General features: G+C 66.2%; 13 protein-coding genes. 6 read left to right on the top strand and 7 right to left on the bottom strand.

The window, feature by feature from the left end; all coding sequences use genetic code 11:
• The first annotated feature begins 46 nt into the window (after positions 1-46).
• The 4 genes from OCK02_RS07820 to OCK02_RS07805 all read left to right on the top strand — a co-directional run bounded on the left by OCK02_RS07820 (position 47) and on the right by OCK02_RS07805 (position 4,121).
• Positions 47-1,063 carry a zinc-dependent alcohol dehydrogenase family protein gene (locus OCK02_RS07820; RefSeq protein ID WP_263812535.1) on the top strand — a complete coding sequence of 339 codons (1,017 nt, stop codon included), beginning with the start codon at positions 47-49 and terminating at the stop codon, positions 1,061-1,063.
• Positions 1,064-1,286: 223 nt separating this feature from the next.
• Positions 1,287-2,492, top strand: coding sequence for a carboxymuconolactone decarboxylase family protein (locus tag OCK02_RS07815; RefSeq protein ID WP_263812534.1), 1,206 nt, complete (start codon positions 1,287-1,289; stop codon positions 2,490-2,492).
• Between the two features lie 43 nt (positions 2,493-2,535).
• Positions 2,536-3,096: a flavodoxin gene (locus OCK02_RS07810; protein WP_263812533.1), complete on the top strand. Its 561-nt coding sequence runs from the start codon at positions 2,536-2,538 to the stop codon at positions 3,094-3,096.
• A 95-nt stretch (positions 3,097-3,191) separates the two neighbouring features.
• Entirely contained in the window at positions 3,192-4,121 is a 930-nt protein-coding gene (locus OCK02_RS07805; RefSeq protein WP_263812532.1) for a right-handed parallel beta-helix repeat-containing protein, read from the top strand.
• Positions 4,122-4,141: 20 nt separating this feature from the next.
• Here the strand turns inward: OCK02_RS07805 and OCK02_RS07800 are convergent, their stop codons facing one another.
• The 6 genes from OCK02_RS07800 to OCK02_RS07775 form a co-directional block, all read right to left on the bottom strand.
• Positions 4,142-5,185, bottom strand: coding sequence for an L-idonate 5-dehydrogenase (locus OCK02_RS07800; protein ID WP_263812531.1), 1,044 nt, complete (start codon positions 5,183-5,185; stop codon positions 4,142-4,144).
• Between the two features lie 69 nt (positions 5,186-5,254).
• Positions 5,255-6,661 (bottom strand): TRAP transporter large permease, encoded by a 1,407-nt coding sequence (locus OCK02_RS07795; RefSeq protein ID WP_263812530.1) that lies wholly within the window; start codon positions 6,659-6,661, stop codon positions 5,255-5,257.
• Between the two features lie 4 nt (positions 6,662-6,665).
• Positions 6,666-7,244 (bottom strand): TRAP transporter small permease, encoded by a 579-nt coding sequence (locus OCK02_RS07790; protein ID WP_263812529.1) that lies wholly within the window; start codon positions 7,242-7,244, stop codon positions 6,666-6,668.
• 63 nt (positions 7,245-7,307) lie between these two features.
• A complete protein-coding gene (locus OCK02_RS07785) occupies positions 7,308-8,237 on the bottom strand; it encodes a sialic acid TRAP transporter substrate-binding protein SiaP (RefSeq protein WP_263812681.1) in 930 nt (309 codons plus the stop codon).
• A gap of 108 nt (positions 8,238-8,345) precedes the next feature.
• A complete protein-coding gene (locus OCK02_RS07780) occupies positions 8,346-9,059 on the bottom strand; it encodes a FadR/GntR family transcriptional regulator (protein WP_263812528.1) in 714 nt (237 codons plus the stop codon).
• Positions 9,060-9,128: 69 nt separating this feature from the next.
• Positions 9,129-10,232 (bottom strand): Ldh family oxidoreductase, encoded by a 1,104-nt coding sequence (locus OCK02_RS07775; RefSeq protein ID WP_263812527.1) that lies wholly within the window; start codon positions 10,230-10,232, stop codon positions 9,129-9,131.
• 151 nt (positions 10,233-10,383) lie between these two features.
• Here OCK02_RS07775 and OCK02_RS07770 point away from each other — a divergent pair, with 151 nt between their 5' ends.
• Positions 10,384-11,379, top strand: a complete 996-nt coding sequence (locus OCK02_RS07770) for a GntR family transcriptional regulator (RefSeq protein WP_263812526.1) — start codon at positions 10,384-10,386, stop codon at positions 11,377-11,379.
• Positions 11,380-11,388: 9 nt separating this feature from the next.
• On the opposite strand, the gene OCK02_RS07765 is transcribed toward OCK02_RS07770, so the two are convergent.
• Positions 11,389-12,066, bottom strand: coding sequence for a GntR family transcriptional regulator (locus tag OCK02_RS07765; protein WP_263812525.1), 678 nt, complete (start codon positions 12,064-12,066; stop codon positions 11,389-11,391).
• Between the two features lie 119 nt (positions 12,067-12,185).
• Here OCK02_RS07765 and OCK02_RS07760 point away from each other — a divergent pair, with 119 nt between their 5' ends.
• The gene (locus OCK02_RS07760; protein ID WP_263812524.1) at positions 12,186-13,304 is read left to right on the top strand and encodes a mandelate racemase/muconate lactonizing enzyme family protein; all 1,119 of its coding nucleotides are present in this window, start codon (positions 12,186-12,188) and stop codon (positions 13,302-13,304) included.
• Positions 13,305-13,315: the final 11 nt, after the last annotated feature.

Genomic DNA, 13,315 nt, shown 5'->3' with positions numbered 1-13,315 from the left:
TCCGCCGCCTTGCGGCTCCACGTCCAGACATGAAAGGGAAACGTCCATGCTAGGCACCATGCTTTACGGTCCGGGCGACGTCCGATGCGAAGAGGTCGACGAACCGAAGATCCTGAAACCGACCGATGCGATCATCCGGCTGTCGGCCACCTGCATCTGCGGCTCCGACCTGTGGCCGTTCCGCGGCGCGAACGAAGTGACGGCGCCGATGGCGATGGGCCACGAATATTGTGGCGTCGTCGTGGAGGTCGGCAGCGCAGTCAGGACCGTGCGCCCCGGGCAGTTCGTCGTCGGCTCGTTCTGCCTTTCCGACAACACCTGCCCGCACTGCCGGTTCGGTTTCCAGTCCTCCTGCGAGCAGCGCGAGTTCATGGTCGGGGCGCAGGCGCCGTTCGCGCGCGTTCCGCTCGCCGACGGCACGCTCGTCGCCACGGCCGAAACTCCGTCCGACGACCTGATCCCCAGCCTGCTGGCGACGTCGGACGTGCTCGGTACGGGCTGGTACGCGGCCGATGCGGCCGGCGTGCAGGAAGGCTCGACCGCCGTCGTCGTCGGTGACGGCGCAGTCGGCCTGATGGGCGTGCTGGCGGCCAAACAGATGGGGGCCGCGCGGATCATCGCCATGAGCCGCCACAAGACGCGGCAGGACCTCGCGCTCGAATTCGGGGCGACCGACATCATCTCCGAACGCGGCGACGAAGGCGTGGCCCGCATCAAGGATCTGACCGGCGGCGTCGGCGCCGAATCCGTGCTCGAATGCGTGGGCACGCAGGAATCGATGATGCAGGCGATCAATTGCGCCCGTCCCGGCGGCAAGATCGGCTTTGTCGGCGTGCCGCACGGCGTCCAGTTCGACGGCCAGAGCCTGTTCTTCCAGCAGAAGAGCCTGCTCGGCGGCCCGGCGCCGGTTCGTCGCTTCCTGCCCTACCTGATGGATCTCGTGCTCGACCGCACCATCAATCCCGGCAAGGTCTTCGACCTCGAACTTCCGCTCTCCGATGTGGCGGAAGGCTACCGGGCAATGGACGAGCGGCGCGCGATCAAGACGCTGCTGCGCGTCTGACGACGACTGGAGCCATCCTGCGCGTCGGCGCGTGGGATGGCGCATTCAGGCGCTCTGGTGCGGCTCCGGCCGCGCGCGTTTTCATGAGCCGGAAAGATAGGCCCATGCGGATTTCGCCATCTAATCCGGCGAACCGCAATGCCCACCTTATGCCCTGCGGCAAACGCCTTCCCCGATTAAGGCCTGCCACGCGACAATTCATCGAGCAAAAGAGGAAAGTCCCATGAAGAAGATTGCCGCAGGCATCGCCATCTCCGCGCTCGCTGCGACGATGGCGGAAGCGGAGGAGCGTCGGACGCGTGTAGCCCCGCCGGCCGTCTATGACGTCGCCCCGGGGCTCGGTCATTTCACCGACGACGTCCTCTTCGGGGAGGTGTGGGAGCGGGCGGAACTCGCCCCGCGCGACCGCAGCCTCGTCACGGTCGCAGCCATCGTCTCCACCGGCAAGACGGCGCAGATCGGCGGTCATGTCCGCAGGGCACTCGACAACGGCGTCCAGCCGGCGGAGATCGGCGAACTGATCACCCAGCTCGCCTTCTATTCGGGTTGGCCGAACGCCATCTCGGCGGTGGGCGAGGCGAAGAAGGTTTTCGACGAGCGCGGCATCGCCGCGGTGGCGGACAGCGAGGCGGCACGGCTCGCGCTCGAGGCTGCGGCGGAGGCGGCCCGCGCGGCGACCGTCGAGACGGTGGTGGCGCCGACGGCTCCGGCGCTTGCGGACCTCACCAACCGTGTCCTGTTCGGCGACCTCTGGCAGCGCCCCGATCTCAGTGCCCGCGACCGCAGCCTCGTGACCATGTCGGCGCTGATCGCCATCGGCCAGCCGGAGCAACTGCCCTTCCATGCCAACCGGGCGATGGACAACGGCCTCGGCCAGGCGGAAGCGTCCGAGGTCGTCACCCATGTCGCCTTCTATGCGGGATGGCCGCGGGCGATGTCCGCGGTGCCGGTGCTGCAGCGCGTTTTCGAGGCCCGCGCGACCCCTGCCGCGCCGGCGGCGGCGCAGCCGGCTGCGGGCGACCTGAAGGTCATCCGCGCCGACGAGGGGCGGGCAAGCGCCCCGGAGCAGTATTTCACCGGCCGGGTCGAGACCTCCGGCTTCTATCGCGGCGATGCGCCCGCCCGGATCGGCGGGGCGACGGTGTCGTTTTCGGCAGGCGCGCGCACGGCCTGGCACACGCACCCGCTGGGGCAGACGCTCTTCATCGTCTCCGGCCGCGGCTGGGTCCAGAAGGAGGGTGGGCCGATCGAGAAGGTCGGCCCCGGCGACGTCGTGTGGATCCCTCCGTATGTGAAGCACTGGCATGGCGCTTCGGCCGGTGAACCGATGACGCATTTCGCCGTTGCCGAGGCCCTGGACGGCAGCGTGGTGACCTGGATGGAGAAGGTGACCGACGAGGACTACAATCAGGGTGTCGAGGCCGACTGACGTGTCGATCGAGATGTCCGGTGGAACCGGGGAAAGCCGCCGAATGCAGAGCAGGCGCGCTCTCCTGAAGACCGTGCCCCTTGCTGCGGCCGGCCTGATGGCCGTGGCTGGCGATGCGGCATCCGGGAACGGGGCGTCCGGCCGGACCCTGGTCGCCTGTTTCTCGCGCACCGGGAACACACGGGTCATCGCCCGCCAGATCGGCCGGGCAAGGGCGGCGAGCCTCTTCGAGATCGAGCCCGCCACGCCCTATCCGGAGGACTATGAAGAGACCGTGGCGCAGGCCCGGCGGGAAACCGCGGCCGGCACCTTGCCGGGCCTCGCCCACTTCGTGGCGGACGTTCGCCGGTATGACACGATCTATCTCGGTTTCCCGATCTGGGGCATGACGGCGCCACCCGTCATCCGGTCCTTCCTGCGGGCGCACGACCTTTCCGGCAAGGTCGTCCATCCGTTCGTCACCCATGGCGGCTATGGATTGGGAGACAGCCTCGAGGTCATCGGCTCGCTTGTCCCGCAGGCCGATATTCGCCCCGTGTTTGCGATGGAGGCCGATCAGGAACGCAGGACGCTGGAGCGGGTGACCGGCTGGCTCGCCGGCTGACCGGTCCGGCTCGCAACAACCGGCGGTGCGTATTCCGAACTTTCTTTCGGGACCGAGATGCGACACAATTCGGCTTTCGGGGGAAGGGGAAGATCATGCCCATGTCGTGCAGCCTTGCCGCGATGCGCCTCGTGAAATCCCTGGGAACCGTGGGGGCCGTGGCCCTGATCGTTGCGACGCCCGGCCCTGCCGGCAGCCGCCAATTGCCGCCGCATGCAGAGCCCTGGCTTTCGCTCGCGCAGGCGGGAGGCGCGCGCAGCGGGATCGTCCTGGTGGACGCCGCTGCGGCATCCGGCTTCCCGGATGCCGCGAGCGCCGGCGTTCTGCCAGGCACCACGCTCGAGACCTATACCGGTCCGATGGAGATATCGGAGGACGGCACGGTGATCGAGAACGCGATCATCAACGGCTCGCTGCGCATCGCCGCCGACAACGTCGTGATCAAGAACAGCGTCATCAAGTACACCGGCACCTGGGGTATCGACGCCGAGGGCGCCAGGAACGTCACCATCCAGAACAACGACATCACCGGCCCGGGCTATTCCGGCACCGCCAATGCCGCCATCCTCGGCAGCGGCAACTTCAGCGGCAACGACATCTCCAAGTCGGAGAACGGCATCGTCCTGCAGGGCGGCGCCAGCACGGTGAAGGGCAACTACATCCACGACCTCGAGGCGGCCGGCTCCGATCCGCACTATGACGGCATCTCGGTGCAGGGCGGCCAGAACGGCGTGCTGATCGAAGGCAACACCGTCATCGGCCGCGACACCTCCGACATCTTCATCAAGAACGACTTCGGCTCGATCGCCAACGTCAAGGTGACCGGCAACCTGCTGCTCGGCGACAGCGGCTATCCGATCTATGTCGATGGTCGCGCCAATGGCGGACCCATCACCGGCGTCACGATCACCAACAACCACCTGGAGATGGGTGGCTACGGATATTATTCCGTCGATAGCTCCAACCCGACGATCTCCGACAATGTCGAATATCCGAGAAACGGCGCCCCGGCGCCCGGCCGCTGAGGGGGAGCGGCCCGCGGGTGCTAGCCGCCGAAGGTGAGTTGCACCTTGCAGGCGACCGTGCGGTCGCCGGCCTGCTCGAAGGCCTCCACCGCCCTTTCGAGCGGAAATGCGTGGGAAATGATCGGCCGTACGTCGATGGCGCGGCGCGACAGGAGATCGACCGACTGCGCGAATTCGTGATGGAAGCGCTGCGAGCCGCGCCAGACGATTTCCTTGCCGACCAGCGCGTTGAGCGGGATGGTGATGTCGCCGGTGACGCCGACCTGGACGACGGTGCCGCGCGGCCTGACGGCGGCGAAGGCCGTGCGCAGCGCCGGTCCGGCGGCCGAGCAGTCGAAGACGACGTCGAAGGTTCCCTTGTCCTTCTGCCAGGGTGCCAGGCCCTCGGGATTCTGCGCGACATTGACGGTGGTGGTCGCCCCCATCGCCGGCGCGCGCGAAAGGGCCGCATCGGTCAGGTCGGTGACGACGATCTCGCCGGCGCCGGCGTAACGCGCCGCAGCCGTCGTGAGCAGGCCGATCGGGCCGGCGCCCGTCACAAGCACCCTTGCTCCTTCAAGGTCGCCCGCCTGGGCGACCGCATGCAGGCAGACGGCGAGCGGCTCGGCGCAGGCGGCTTCCCCGGGCGACAGATCTTCGGCAACGGCATGGCACTGGACGGCCGGCACGAGCAGCCGGTCGCGGAACATGCCCTGTTCGTGCGGCAGGCGCATGGCGCTGCCCATGAAGCGCATTTCGAGGCAGTGGATGGGCTGGTCGATGGTGCAGTAGCGGCATTTGCCGCAGGGCTGCGACGGGTTGACGGCGACGAGCATGCCGACCTTCAGCGGGGTCGTGCCGTCGCCGATCGCCTCGACATAGCCCGATGCCTCGTGCCCGGAGATGATCGGCTCGCGCACCCGCACGGGCCCGAAGCCGCCGTCCTGATAGTAGTGGAGGTCGGAGCCGCAGATGCCGCCGGCGGCCATGCGCAGCAGCACCTCGCCGGGGCCGGGCTGGCGAACCTCCTGGGTCTCGACCCGCAGGTCGCGTGTTCCGTGAAGACGTGCCACCCGTGTCAGCATGCCGCTTCTTCCTTGGTCTTGGTTGGGGACGAGGCCCGCGCCGGATCGTCCGGCACGGGCCAGGCTGCGTCAGCGGATCAGGCCCATTTCGGTCGGCAGCCACAGGGTGACAGCCGGGATGAAGGTGATGATGATCAGCGCGATGAACAGCGGCACCAGCCAGGGGACGATCGCCATCGTGGTCCGCTCGACGGAGAGCTTGGCGACGCGCGAGAGCACGAAGAGCACCATGCCGAGCGGCGGGTGCAGCAGGCCGATCATCAGGTTCAGCGTCATGATCAGGCCGAAGTGCACCGGGTCGATGTCGAACTGCAGCACCAGCGGCAGCAGGATCGGGACGAGAATGGTGATCGCCGCGATCGTGTCGAGGAAGCAGCCGACGAAGAGCATCAGCAGGTTGACCAGGATGAGGAACACCCATTTGCTGTCCGTCAGGCCGGTAATGGCCGTCGAGAGCAGTTGCGCCGTCTGGCTGACGGTGAGCAGCCAGGCGAAGACCGAGGCGGCGGCCACGATGAAGAGCACCGAGGCGGTCGTTTCGATCGTGTCCATGGTCGCCTTGGCGAGCGTGCGGAAGGTCATCGTGCGATAGCGCACGAGACCGAGGAACAGCGACCAGAGCACCGCTGCGACGGCGGCTTCGGTGGGCGTGAACCAGCCCATCGTCATGCCGCCGATCAGGATCACCGGCGTCATCAGCGCCATGACGGCGGAGAAGTCGAAGTACCAGTCGCAGACGAGCAGGACGGCGAGCGCGACCAGAATGGCGACATTGAGCGAAAGACCCATGAGGGTCAGCAGATAGATGCCGACCGGCACCATCATCACCACGAGCACCTCCAGCGATGCGCCGAAGATCATGCGCAGGCTGAAGGGCGTGTCCGAACCCCAGCGCTTGATGTAGGCGAAGACCGCGACCGTCACCATCATCAGGACCGTCATGACGACGCCGGGAACGATGCCGGCCATGAACAGGGCGCCGATCGAGACGTTCGCCATCATGCCGTAGATGACGAAGGGCAGGGACGGCGGGAAGATCGGGCCGAGCGTGGCGGAGGCTGCGGTGACGCCGACGGCGGCCTCGACCGGGTAGCCGTGATCCTTCATCGCCTTGATCTCGATGGTGCCGATGCCGGCCGCATCGGCAAGGGCCGTGCCGGACATGCCGGAGAAGACCACCGAGCCGATGATGTTCACCTGCGCCAGGCCGCCCTTCATCCAGCCGACCAGTGCAACGGCGAAGGAATAGATGCGGCCGGTGACGCCAGCGACGTTCATCAGGTTGCCCGCGAGGATGAAGAAGGGAACGGCGAGCAGCGGGAAGCTCTCGACGCCGGCGATCATTCGCTGCGCGGCGATGATGTCGGGCGCAACGCCATAGAGGACGATGTAGAGCACGGACGAGACGGCCATCGATATCGCGACGGGAAGGCCGATGAGCATCAGCAGAAGAAAGGAGCCAATCAGAACCAGCATGTCATCAATCCTCCGCGTTCTGGAATGCTTCCGGCCGCTCGAGCACGGAATAGCCGCGGCGCATGTTGGCGATGAAGACCTGGATGGAACGCAGGAACATCAAGGCGAAGGCCGCGAGCACGGTGTAGAAGACGATGTTGCGCGGCAGGGCCACGGTCACCATCTCCTCGTCGGCGACGATCTCCATGTAGCGCCACATCAGCCAGGTTCCGTAGGCGAAGAAGCCGATCCGCACGAGGTCGACGATCGTCGCCATGACGCGCATCACCCTTTTCGGAAGATAGTGGTAGAGAACGTCCACCTGGATATGGCGCGACATGCGCACGCACATCACCGATCCGAGGAAGACCACGCCGATCAGGCAGTTGACCGCGATCTCCTCCGTCCAGGCATAGCTGTTGTTCAGCACATACCGCGTAAAGAACTGGAGGAATACGCAGCCCGTCATCAGCCAGAAAAGCGCCAGCGTGACCCAGTCCTCGAAGGAATAGACCTTCAGGTCCACGTCCACCGGTGCTTCGTCGAAGGTATGGGCAAGTTCCTCAGGCGTGACCTGAGTGTGAATTTCCTGCGTCGCAGACATAGAGAATATCCCGTCTCGAAAGTGTGGACGGCGCGACCCTTCCGGGCCGCGCCGTTGCCGAAATCACTTGATGGCGCGGATGGCTTCCCAGTCGGCCTTGTCGTAGCCGAACTCCTCGAAGGTCACCTTTTCGAGCACGGTCTTCTCGAAGTCGGCCTTGTCGACCTCGACGACGTTGAGGCCGCGCTTCTTGAAGTCCTCTACGAGAGCCACCTCGCGCTCCTCGATGATCTTCGTCGTGCGGGCCGCGGCTTCCTGCATGACCTCGACGAAGATCTTCCGGTCTTCTTCCGAAAGGCTCTCCCAGCGGCTCTTGGAGATCAGGGTGTTGAGGTGATCGACGATGTGGCCGGTGAGGATGATGTTCTTCTGCACTTCGAAGAACTTCTTGGCCTCGATGGTGGTCAGCGGGTTTTCCTGCGCGTCCACGGTGCCGTTCTGCAGGGCGAGGTACACTTCTGCAAAGGCGATCGGCGCGGTGTTGGCTCCGCAGGCGCGCGGCATGGCGAGATAGGCGGGCACGTCCGGAACGCGCATCTTCACGCCCGCCATGTCGGCGCATTTCTCGACCGTCGTGTTCGAGGTCGTCTGGCGCGTGCCGTAATAGCTGACGGCGGTGATGATGTTTCCGGTCTTGTCCTCGTAGCCCTTGGCGAGGCGCTTGAAGACGTCGCTCTTGGTGTAGGCGATCAGATGGCTCGGATCACGGAAGATATAGGGGAAATAGGTGACCCCGATCGGCTTGAAGTCGCGCGCGGCGAAGCTCGAGCCGGAGATGATGATGTCGACGGTGCCGAGCTTCAGGCCCTGGTTGATATCGGCTTCCTTGCCGAGCTGCGAGGCGGGATACACCTCGATCTTGTAGCGGCCGTCAGTCCGCTTGGCGATCTCCTCGGCCGCCCAGACGGATTCGGTGTGGAACGGCTCGGACGTCTCGTAGACATGCGCCCATTTCAGGACGGTCTCTGCCTGGGCCGCGAAGGCGGACACCATGACGAGCGCGGTGGCGCCCAGGACTGCTTTCAAACTGAATGTCATTCTTTCCTCCCGAATTGAGTTCAGTTTCCTCTTTCCCTCTCCTGCGCATCCCGTGCGGCAGGATCAGTCTTCCCTTGCCTGCTCCTCCCCGAAGCTTTCAGAGAATCTCTTCTGCGCCAGCGTCAGATGCGTTCGCATGGCTTCGCGTGCCGCGGACGGATCGGCCGCGGCGATGGCGTCGCGGACGACCTGGTGCTCCTCCAGCGCCAGCTTCCACGTGTGCGGTCCTTCGAAATAGCTCGCGAGTTTTGCGAAATAAGGCGACGAGCGCCGGTCGTAGACGAGACCGGTGAAGCGCTTCAGCGCCGCGTTTCCGATGATGTCGATGATGGCGCCGTGAAAGGCGCAATCCAGGGCGATGGCGCGCTCGGGATCGCCGAGCGCGTCCTGCATCAGCTTCAGGTTCGCGTCGAGCGCTGCGATGCTTTGCGGGCCGGCGCACCGGGCGGCTTCCTCGGCGATGGCGCTCTCGACGATGCAGCGCGCCTGCAGGATCTCGAACGGGCCGTCATTGTCATCGGCAGGCAGCGTGGCAGGGCCGGCGACCGGCTGGCGCATGATGTAGACGCCGGAACCCATGCGGATCTGGATCAGGCCCTCCAGTTCGAGGACGATCAGGGCCTCGCGCACGGTCGGACGCGAAATGCCGAAGCGTTCCGCAAGCTCGCGTTCGGCCGGCAGCCGTTCGCCGACGACGAGTTCGCCGGTTCCGATGAGCGTACGGATCTGGTCCGCGACCTGCCTGTAGAGGCGGCGCGGCTCCAATGCCATGAACATCCTGATCCTCCCCGCGTGCTCATCCTCCCGCGCACGCATCTGGTAAGGTGGCCTTACCAATTTCTGCCATTAGATAGCATTGTCGGACGAAGTCAACCGGCCTTCTCCCGCATCAGGTAGGTCCACGCCGTATCGCCCCGCAAGTTCGGCAAACGCCGTAAGTGTCGCTGGATCGAGGCTGACCCCGTTTGCTTCGCGGTTTGCTGCCTCCCGCCACTCCCTGTCGCCCGGCGCCATGACCGTGCACTGTTCCCGCACCGCCGATCCGCGCAGCACCTCCAGGTAGCGCGCCATGCCCGCCTCGAAGGTTTCGCGCGGGACGAAGGCCTCCGGCTTGATCGCCAGCACAAAGGCGCCCATGCCGCGCGGGGTCGAGAAGTCCGGCCCCTGCATGGACGCGATGTCGACGCTCAGCCTCATGCCGGTCAGGACCGCGCTCAGGATTTCGACGAGCCCCGCCAGTCCGGCCCCCTTGAAGCCGAATTCGCCGCCGAGCGGCGCCAGCATCTCCGCCTTTGCCGCGTCGGGCGTGTCAATGCCGTTCAGGTCGGAGGCGACTGCTTCCGGCAGCGGCGTGCCGAGGCTGCGATAGAGCAGGACGCGGTTGAAGGGGACGGCGCTGGTGGCCATGTCGAGCAGCCAGGGATCCTGGCCCGGAGCCGGGACGGCGACGGATATGGGGTTCGTTCCGTGGAAGCGCGTGGCGCCGTCGTGCAGGCGCACGATGCTGTCGGAATTGCAGACGGCAAGGCCGATGAAGCCCTGCCGTGCCGCCTCCAGCGCATAGGCGCCGGCGGGTCCGAAGTGCGAGGTGTTGCGGATGGCGACGGCGCCGATGCCGAAGCGGCCGGCCAGATCGACGGCGCGTTCCATCGCCCGGTAGGCGGCGAGCGCGCCGTGCCCGTCGTCCGCGTCCAGCGTTTCCACGGCGCCGAAGCCGCCGAGCGTGTGCACCTGCGGCGTCCTGTTGATCCGTCCGCCGGAAAGACCCGCGACATAGTGGGCCAGAAGGCGGACACCATGGCTGTCGACGCCGTTGCGGGTGCCGTGCAGCATGGCGCGGGTGGCCGCATCGGCCGTCGCCTCGTCGGCGCCTGCACCTTTCAATACGCCGCGGCAGAAGCGGTCCAGCGCGGCGAGCGAAACGCGGGCCTGCGCATCGGCATGCAACATGAAAACCTCTCCGGGGCATGTAATGTACTATGTGCACACTAGACAAGCGTCCGGCCCCATGCAATCCCCTCTTGTATGAACGGCGCCTGGCGTCGCGCGGGGCGACGTCCGGGTACCGTCGACAGGACCGCAGGCAGGAGCGATCGGCGAAATGGGAAGCAGCACATCCGGGATCGCCCCCAGGCTCTACCAGCGCGCCCGCGACGCGCTGGCATCCGAGATCACCGGCGGCGTGCTTTCCGCGGGCATGCGCCTGACCGAAAGCGGCGTCGCCGGGCGCTTCGGCATCAGCCGGGCGCCGGCGCGCCACGCGCTTGCCGAATTGGAGCGTCTCGGCCTGGTGCGCAAGGCGGGGGCGAGGGGATACGAGGTGGTTGCCGGCGATCGCCCGTCGCGAGCCGAACCGGATGCCGATCGGGTCGAGCCGCAACCGGCGGCGGATCCGCGGATCCATTTCCTCTCGAGCTGGGAACTGCTCTACCCGCAGATCGAGATCGAGATCGTTTCGCGAACCTCGCTTGCCAGCTGGCGGATCAACGAGGCGATGCTCGCCAAGCATCACGGCGTCAGCCGGACCGTCGCGCGCGACGTCGTGGCGCGCCTCCAGCAGCGCGGCATCGTCCGCAAGGACGACCGCGGACGCTGGTATGCCCCGGCGCTGACGGCCAGGCACATCGACGAACTCTATGAACTGCGCTGGGTGCTCGAACCGCTCGCGCTGGAGAAAGCTTTTCCCCTGTTGCCGGAAGGCCTGCTGTTGCGTCTTCGGCATAATGTCGAGGCCGCCATCGCCTCCGCGTCCCCGACCGAGGCGGAGATGCTCGACACGCTCGAGCAGGAGCTTCACGTCGAGCTCCTGGGCCATTGTGGCAACGATTCGCTGATGCGGGCGATCAGCCTTCCGCAGGCGCTGCTGGTCGCCCACCACTTCCTCTACCGGTGGACATCGGAATTGTTCGACACCGAGCCCTTCCTGCCGGAGCACCTGGACGTCATCGACCGGCTTCTCGCCGGCGACATCGGCGGGGCGAAGGAGGCGTTGGTTTGCCATCTGCAGATATCGCGCGAGCGGGCGATGCGGCGGATCCAGGCGGTGGCGCAGGTCATCTCGCCGGAGCCGCTGCCCTATCTGGAACGGCTCGATTGAAGATGGCTTTCATGATCGCGGTGCCTGCTCTGCCAGGATGCGCACCTGCCGCAGCGTATTCTCGCGGCTTCGCGCCAGGTGATGAACCAGAGCCTGCACGGTCTGCTGCCTGTCCCCTGCGGTGATCGCATCGAGCACGGCCTCGTGCTCGTCGACGGACCTTTCATAGTCCCCGGGCACGGACACGAACAGCGTATGGGTCTGCCCGAGGATACGCGCATGCGCTTCCGAGATCGTGCGGATGCCGGCGGCTTCCACGAGGGTGCTATGGAACGCTCGGTCGTGGACCAGCGCCTGTGCGAGATCGTCGAGCGAGGTGCCCGCGGCAAACTGGCGATGCCTGTCCAGGCTCCGGGACAGGTCGCGACACAGCGTATCGGTCATCCGGCCGGCGTCGAAGGCGGCTTCGACGGCGCCTTTCTCGATCAGGATGCGGGCCGCGTACAGTTCCTCGACATCCTCTTCGCTGTAGCTGCGGACGACCATGCCGCGTCGCGTCGATGTCGCCACGAGCCCATCGGCCTCGAGCCTCAGGCAGGCTTCCTTCACCGGCGTCGGGCTGATCCCGAGATCGGCGGCGAGTTCGTTCGGCAGCAGCCGCCGGCCGCCGGGCAGCCGCCCGCTGACGATTTGCGCGCGAAGTTCCTGGTAGGCCTGCTCGGCCAGGGTGGTCCTGATCATGGTCATGGCCGGAGAATCCGCCAGCCGCATCCGGCAGGCAAGCAAATAAATAAAAAATTTTTTATTTTTCGACTCGCTCGCCTTGCGCTAGGACTGCTGCCGAGGAAGAGGAGAGGAGAAGCCCGATGAAGATCGCGTCGGTCGAGCCGTTCATTCTGCATCTGCCGCTGACGTCGGAGTCGATTTCGGATTCGACGCACAGCATCACGCATTGGGGCGTCGTCGGCACGAAGGTCGTGACCACCGACGGGCTGGTGGGCTACGGCTTCACCGGCACCCATGCCCACCTGCCGTCCGATCGGCTGATCACGGCCTGCATCCGAGACTGCTATGCGCCGCTTCTGGTCGGCGAGGACGCAAACGACCATGCGCGGCTGTGGACCAAGCTTGCGCGCAATCCCGCCCTGCAATGGGTGGGCCGCGCCGGCATCACGCATCTGGCCCTGGCCGCGGTCGACGTCGCGCTGTGGGATCTCAGGGCGAAAAAGGCTGGGCAGCCGCTCTGGGCCTATCTCGGCGGCGCGCGAACGAACAGCCTGGAGGCCTACAACACCGATATCGGCTGGCTGTCGTTCCGGATGGAGACCCTGCTTGCCGGTGCGGCGAAGGCGGTCGAGGTGGACGGGTTCACTCGCCTGAAGATCAAGGTGGGGCACGACGATCCGAACACGGACATCGCCCGGCTTGCGGCCGTGCGCAAGCGGGTCGGATCGTCCGTGCGGATCGCGATCGACGGCAACGGCAAATGGGACCTGCCGACCTGCCAGCGCTTCTGCATGCAGGCGCGCGACCTCGACATCTACTGGTTTGAAGAGCCGCTCTGGTACGACGACGTGGCCGGCCATGCCGCCCTTGCACGCAGCACCGCCATTCCGATCGCGCTCGGCGAACAGCTCTATACGGTGGATGCCTTCAGCGCGTTTATCTCGGCCGGGGCGGTCGCCTATGTGCAGCCCGACGTCACGCGGCTCGGAGGGGTGACGGAATATATCCAGGTCGCCGACCTCGCCCATGCGCACCGGCTGCCGGTGGTGCCGCATGCGGGCGAGATGAGCCAGGTGCATGTGCACCTGAGCTACTGGCATCCCGCCTCAACGATCCTGGAATACATTCCGTGGATCAAGGACCACTTCGAGGAGCCGATCGACGTTCGCGACGGCGTCTATCGGCGGCCGGAGCGGCCCGGCGCAAGCACAACCGTGCTGGAAGAGAGCTTCGCGCGCTATGGCAAGAGCATCGGCTGACCGGGACGGGG

Source organism: Rhizobium sp. TRM96647, from assembly GCF_025780115.1.
Classification (GTDB): Bacteria; Pseudomonadota; Alphaproteobacteria; order Rhizobiales; family Rhizobiaceae; genus Mycoplana.
Note: the sequence above shows the minus strand (reverse complement) of the source record. Positions and strands in the feature narration are given on the sequence as shown.

What these genes read in the sequence shown, in the direction of transcription:
- OCK02_RS07820 (WP_263812535.1), top strand. Translation starts at nt 47, where the DNA reads ATGCTAGGCACCATGCTTTACGGTCCGGGCGACGTCCGATGCGAAGAG.
- OCK02_RS07815 (WP_263812534.1), top strand. Translation starts at nt 1,287, where the DNA reads ATGAAGAAGATTGCCGCAGGCATCGCCATCTCCGCGCTCGCTGCGACG.
- OCK02_RS07810 (WP_263812533.1), top strand. Translation starts at nt 2,536, where the DNA reads ATGCAGAGCAGGCGCGCTCTCCTGAAGACCGTGCCCCTTGCTGCGGCC.
- OCK02_RS07805 (WP_263812532.1), top strand. Translation starts at nt 3,192, where the DNA reads ATGCCCATGTCGTGCAGCCTTGCCGCGATGCGCCTCGTGAAATCCCTG.
- OCK02_RS07800 (WP_263812531.1), bottom strand. Translation starts at nt 5,185, where the DNA reads ATGCTGACACGGGTGGCACGTCTTCACGGAACACGCGACCTGCGGGTC.
- OCK02_RS07795 (WP_263812530.1), bottom strand. Translation starts at nt 6,661, where the DNA reads ATGCTGGTTCTGATTGGCTCCTTTCTTCTGCTGATGCTCATCGGCCTT.
- OCK02_RS07790 (WP_263812529.1), bottom strand. Translation starts at nt 7,244, where the DNA reads ATGTCTGCGACGCAGGAAATTCACACTCAGGTCACGCCTGAGGAACTT.
- OCK02_RS07785 (WP_263812681.1), bottom strand. Translation starts at nt 8,237, where the DNA reads ATGGTGTCCGCCTTCGCGGCCCAGGCAGAGACCGTCCTGAAATGGGCG.
- OCK02_RS07780 (WP_263812528.1), bottom strand. Translation starts at nt 9,059, where the DNA reads ATGTTCATGGCATTGGAGCCGCGCCGCCTCTACAGGCAGGTCGCGGAC.
- OCK02_RS07775 (WP_263812527.1), bottom strand. Translation starts at nt 10,232, where the DNA reads ATGTTGCATGCCGATGCGCAGGCCCGCGTTTCGCTCGCCGCGCTGGAC.
- OCK02_RS07770 (WP_263812526.1), top strand. Translation starts at nt 10,384, where the DNA reads ATGGGAAGCAGCACATCCGGGATCGCCCCCAGGCTCTACCAGCGCGCC.
- OCK02_RS07765 (WP_263812525.1), bottom strand. Translation starts at nt 12,066, where the DNA reads ATGACCATGATCAGGACCACCCTGGCCGAGCAGGCCTACCAGGAACTT.
- OCK02_RS07760 (WP_263812524.1), top strand. Translation starts at nt 12,186, where the DNA reads ATGAAGATCGCGTCGGTCGAGCCGTTCATTCTGCATCTGCCGCTGACG.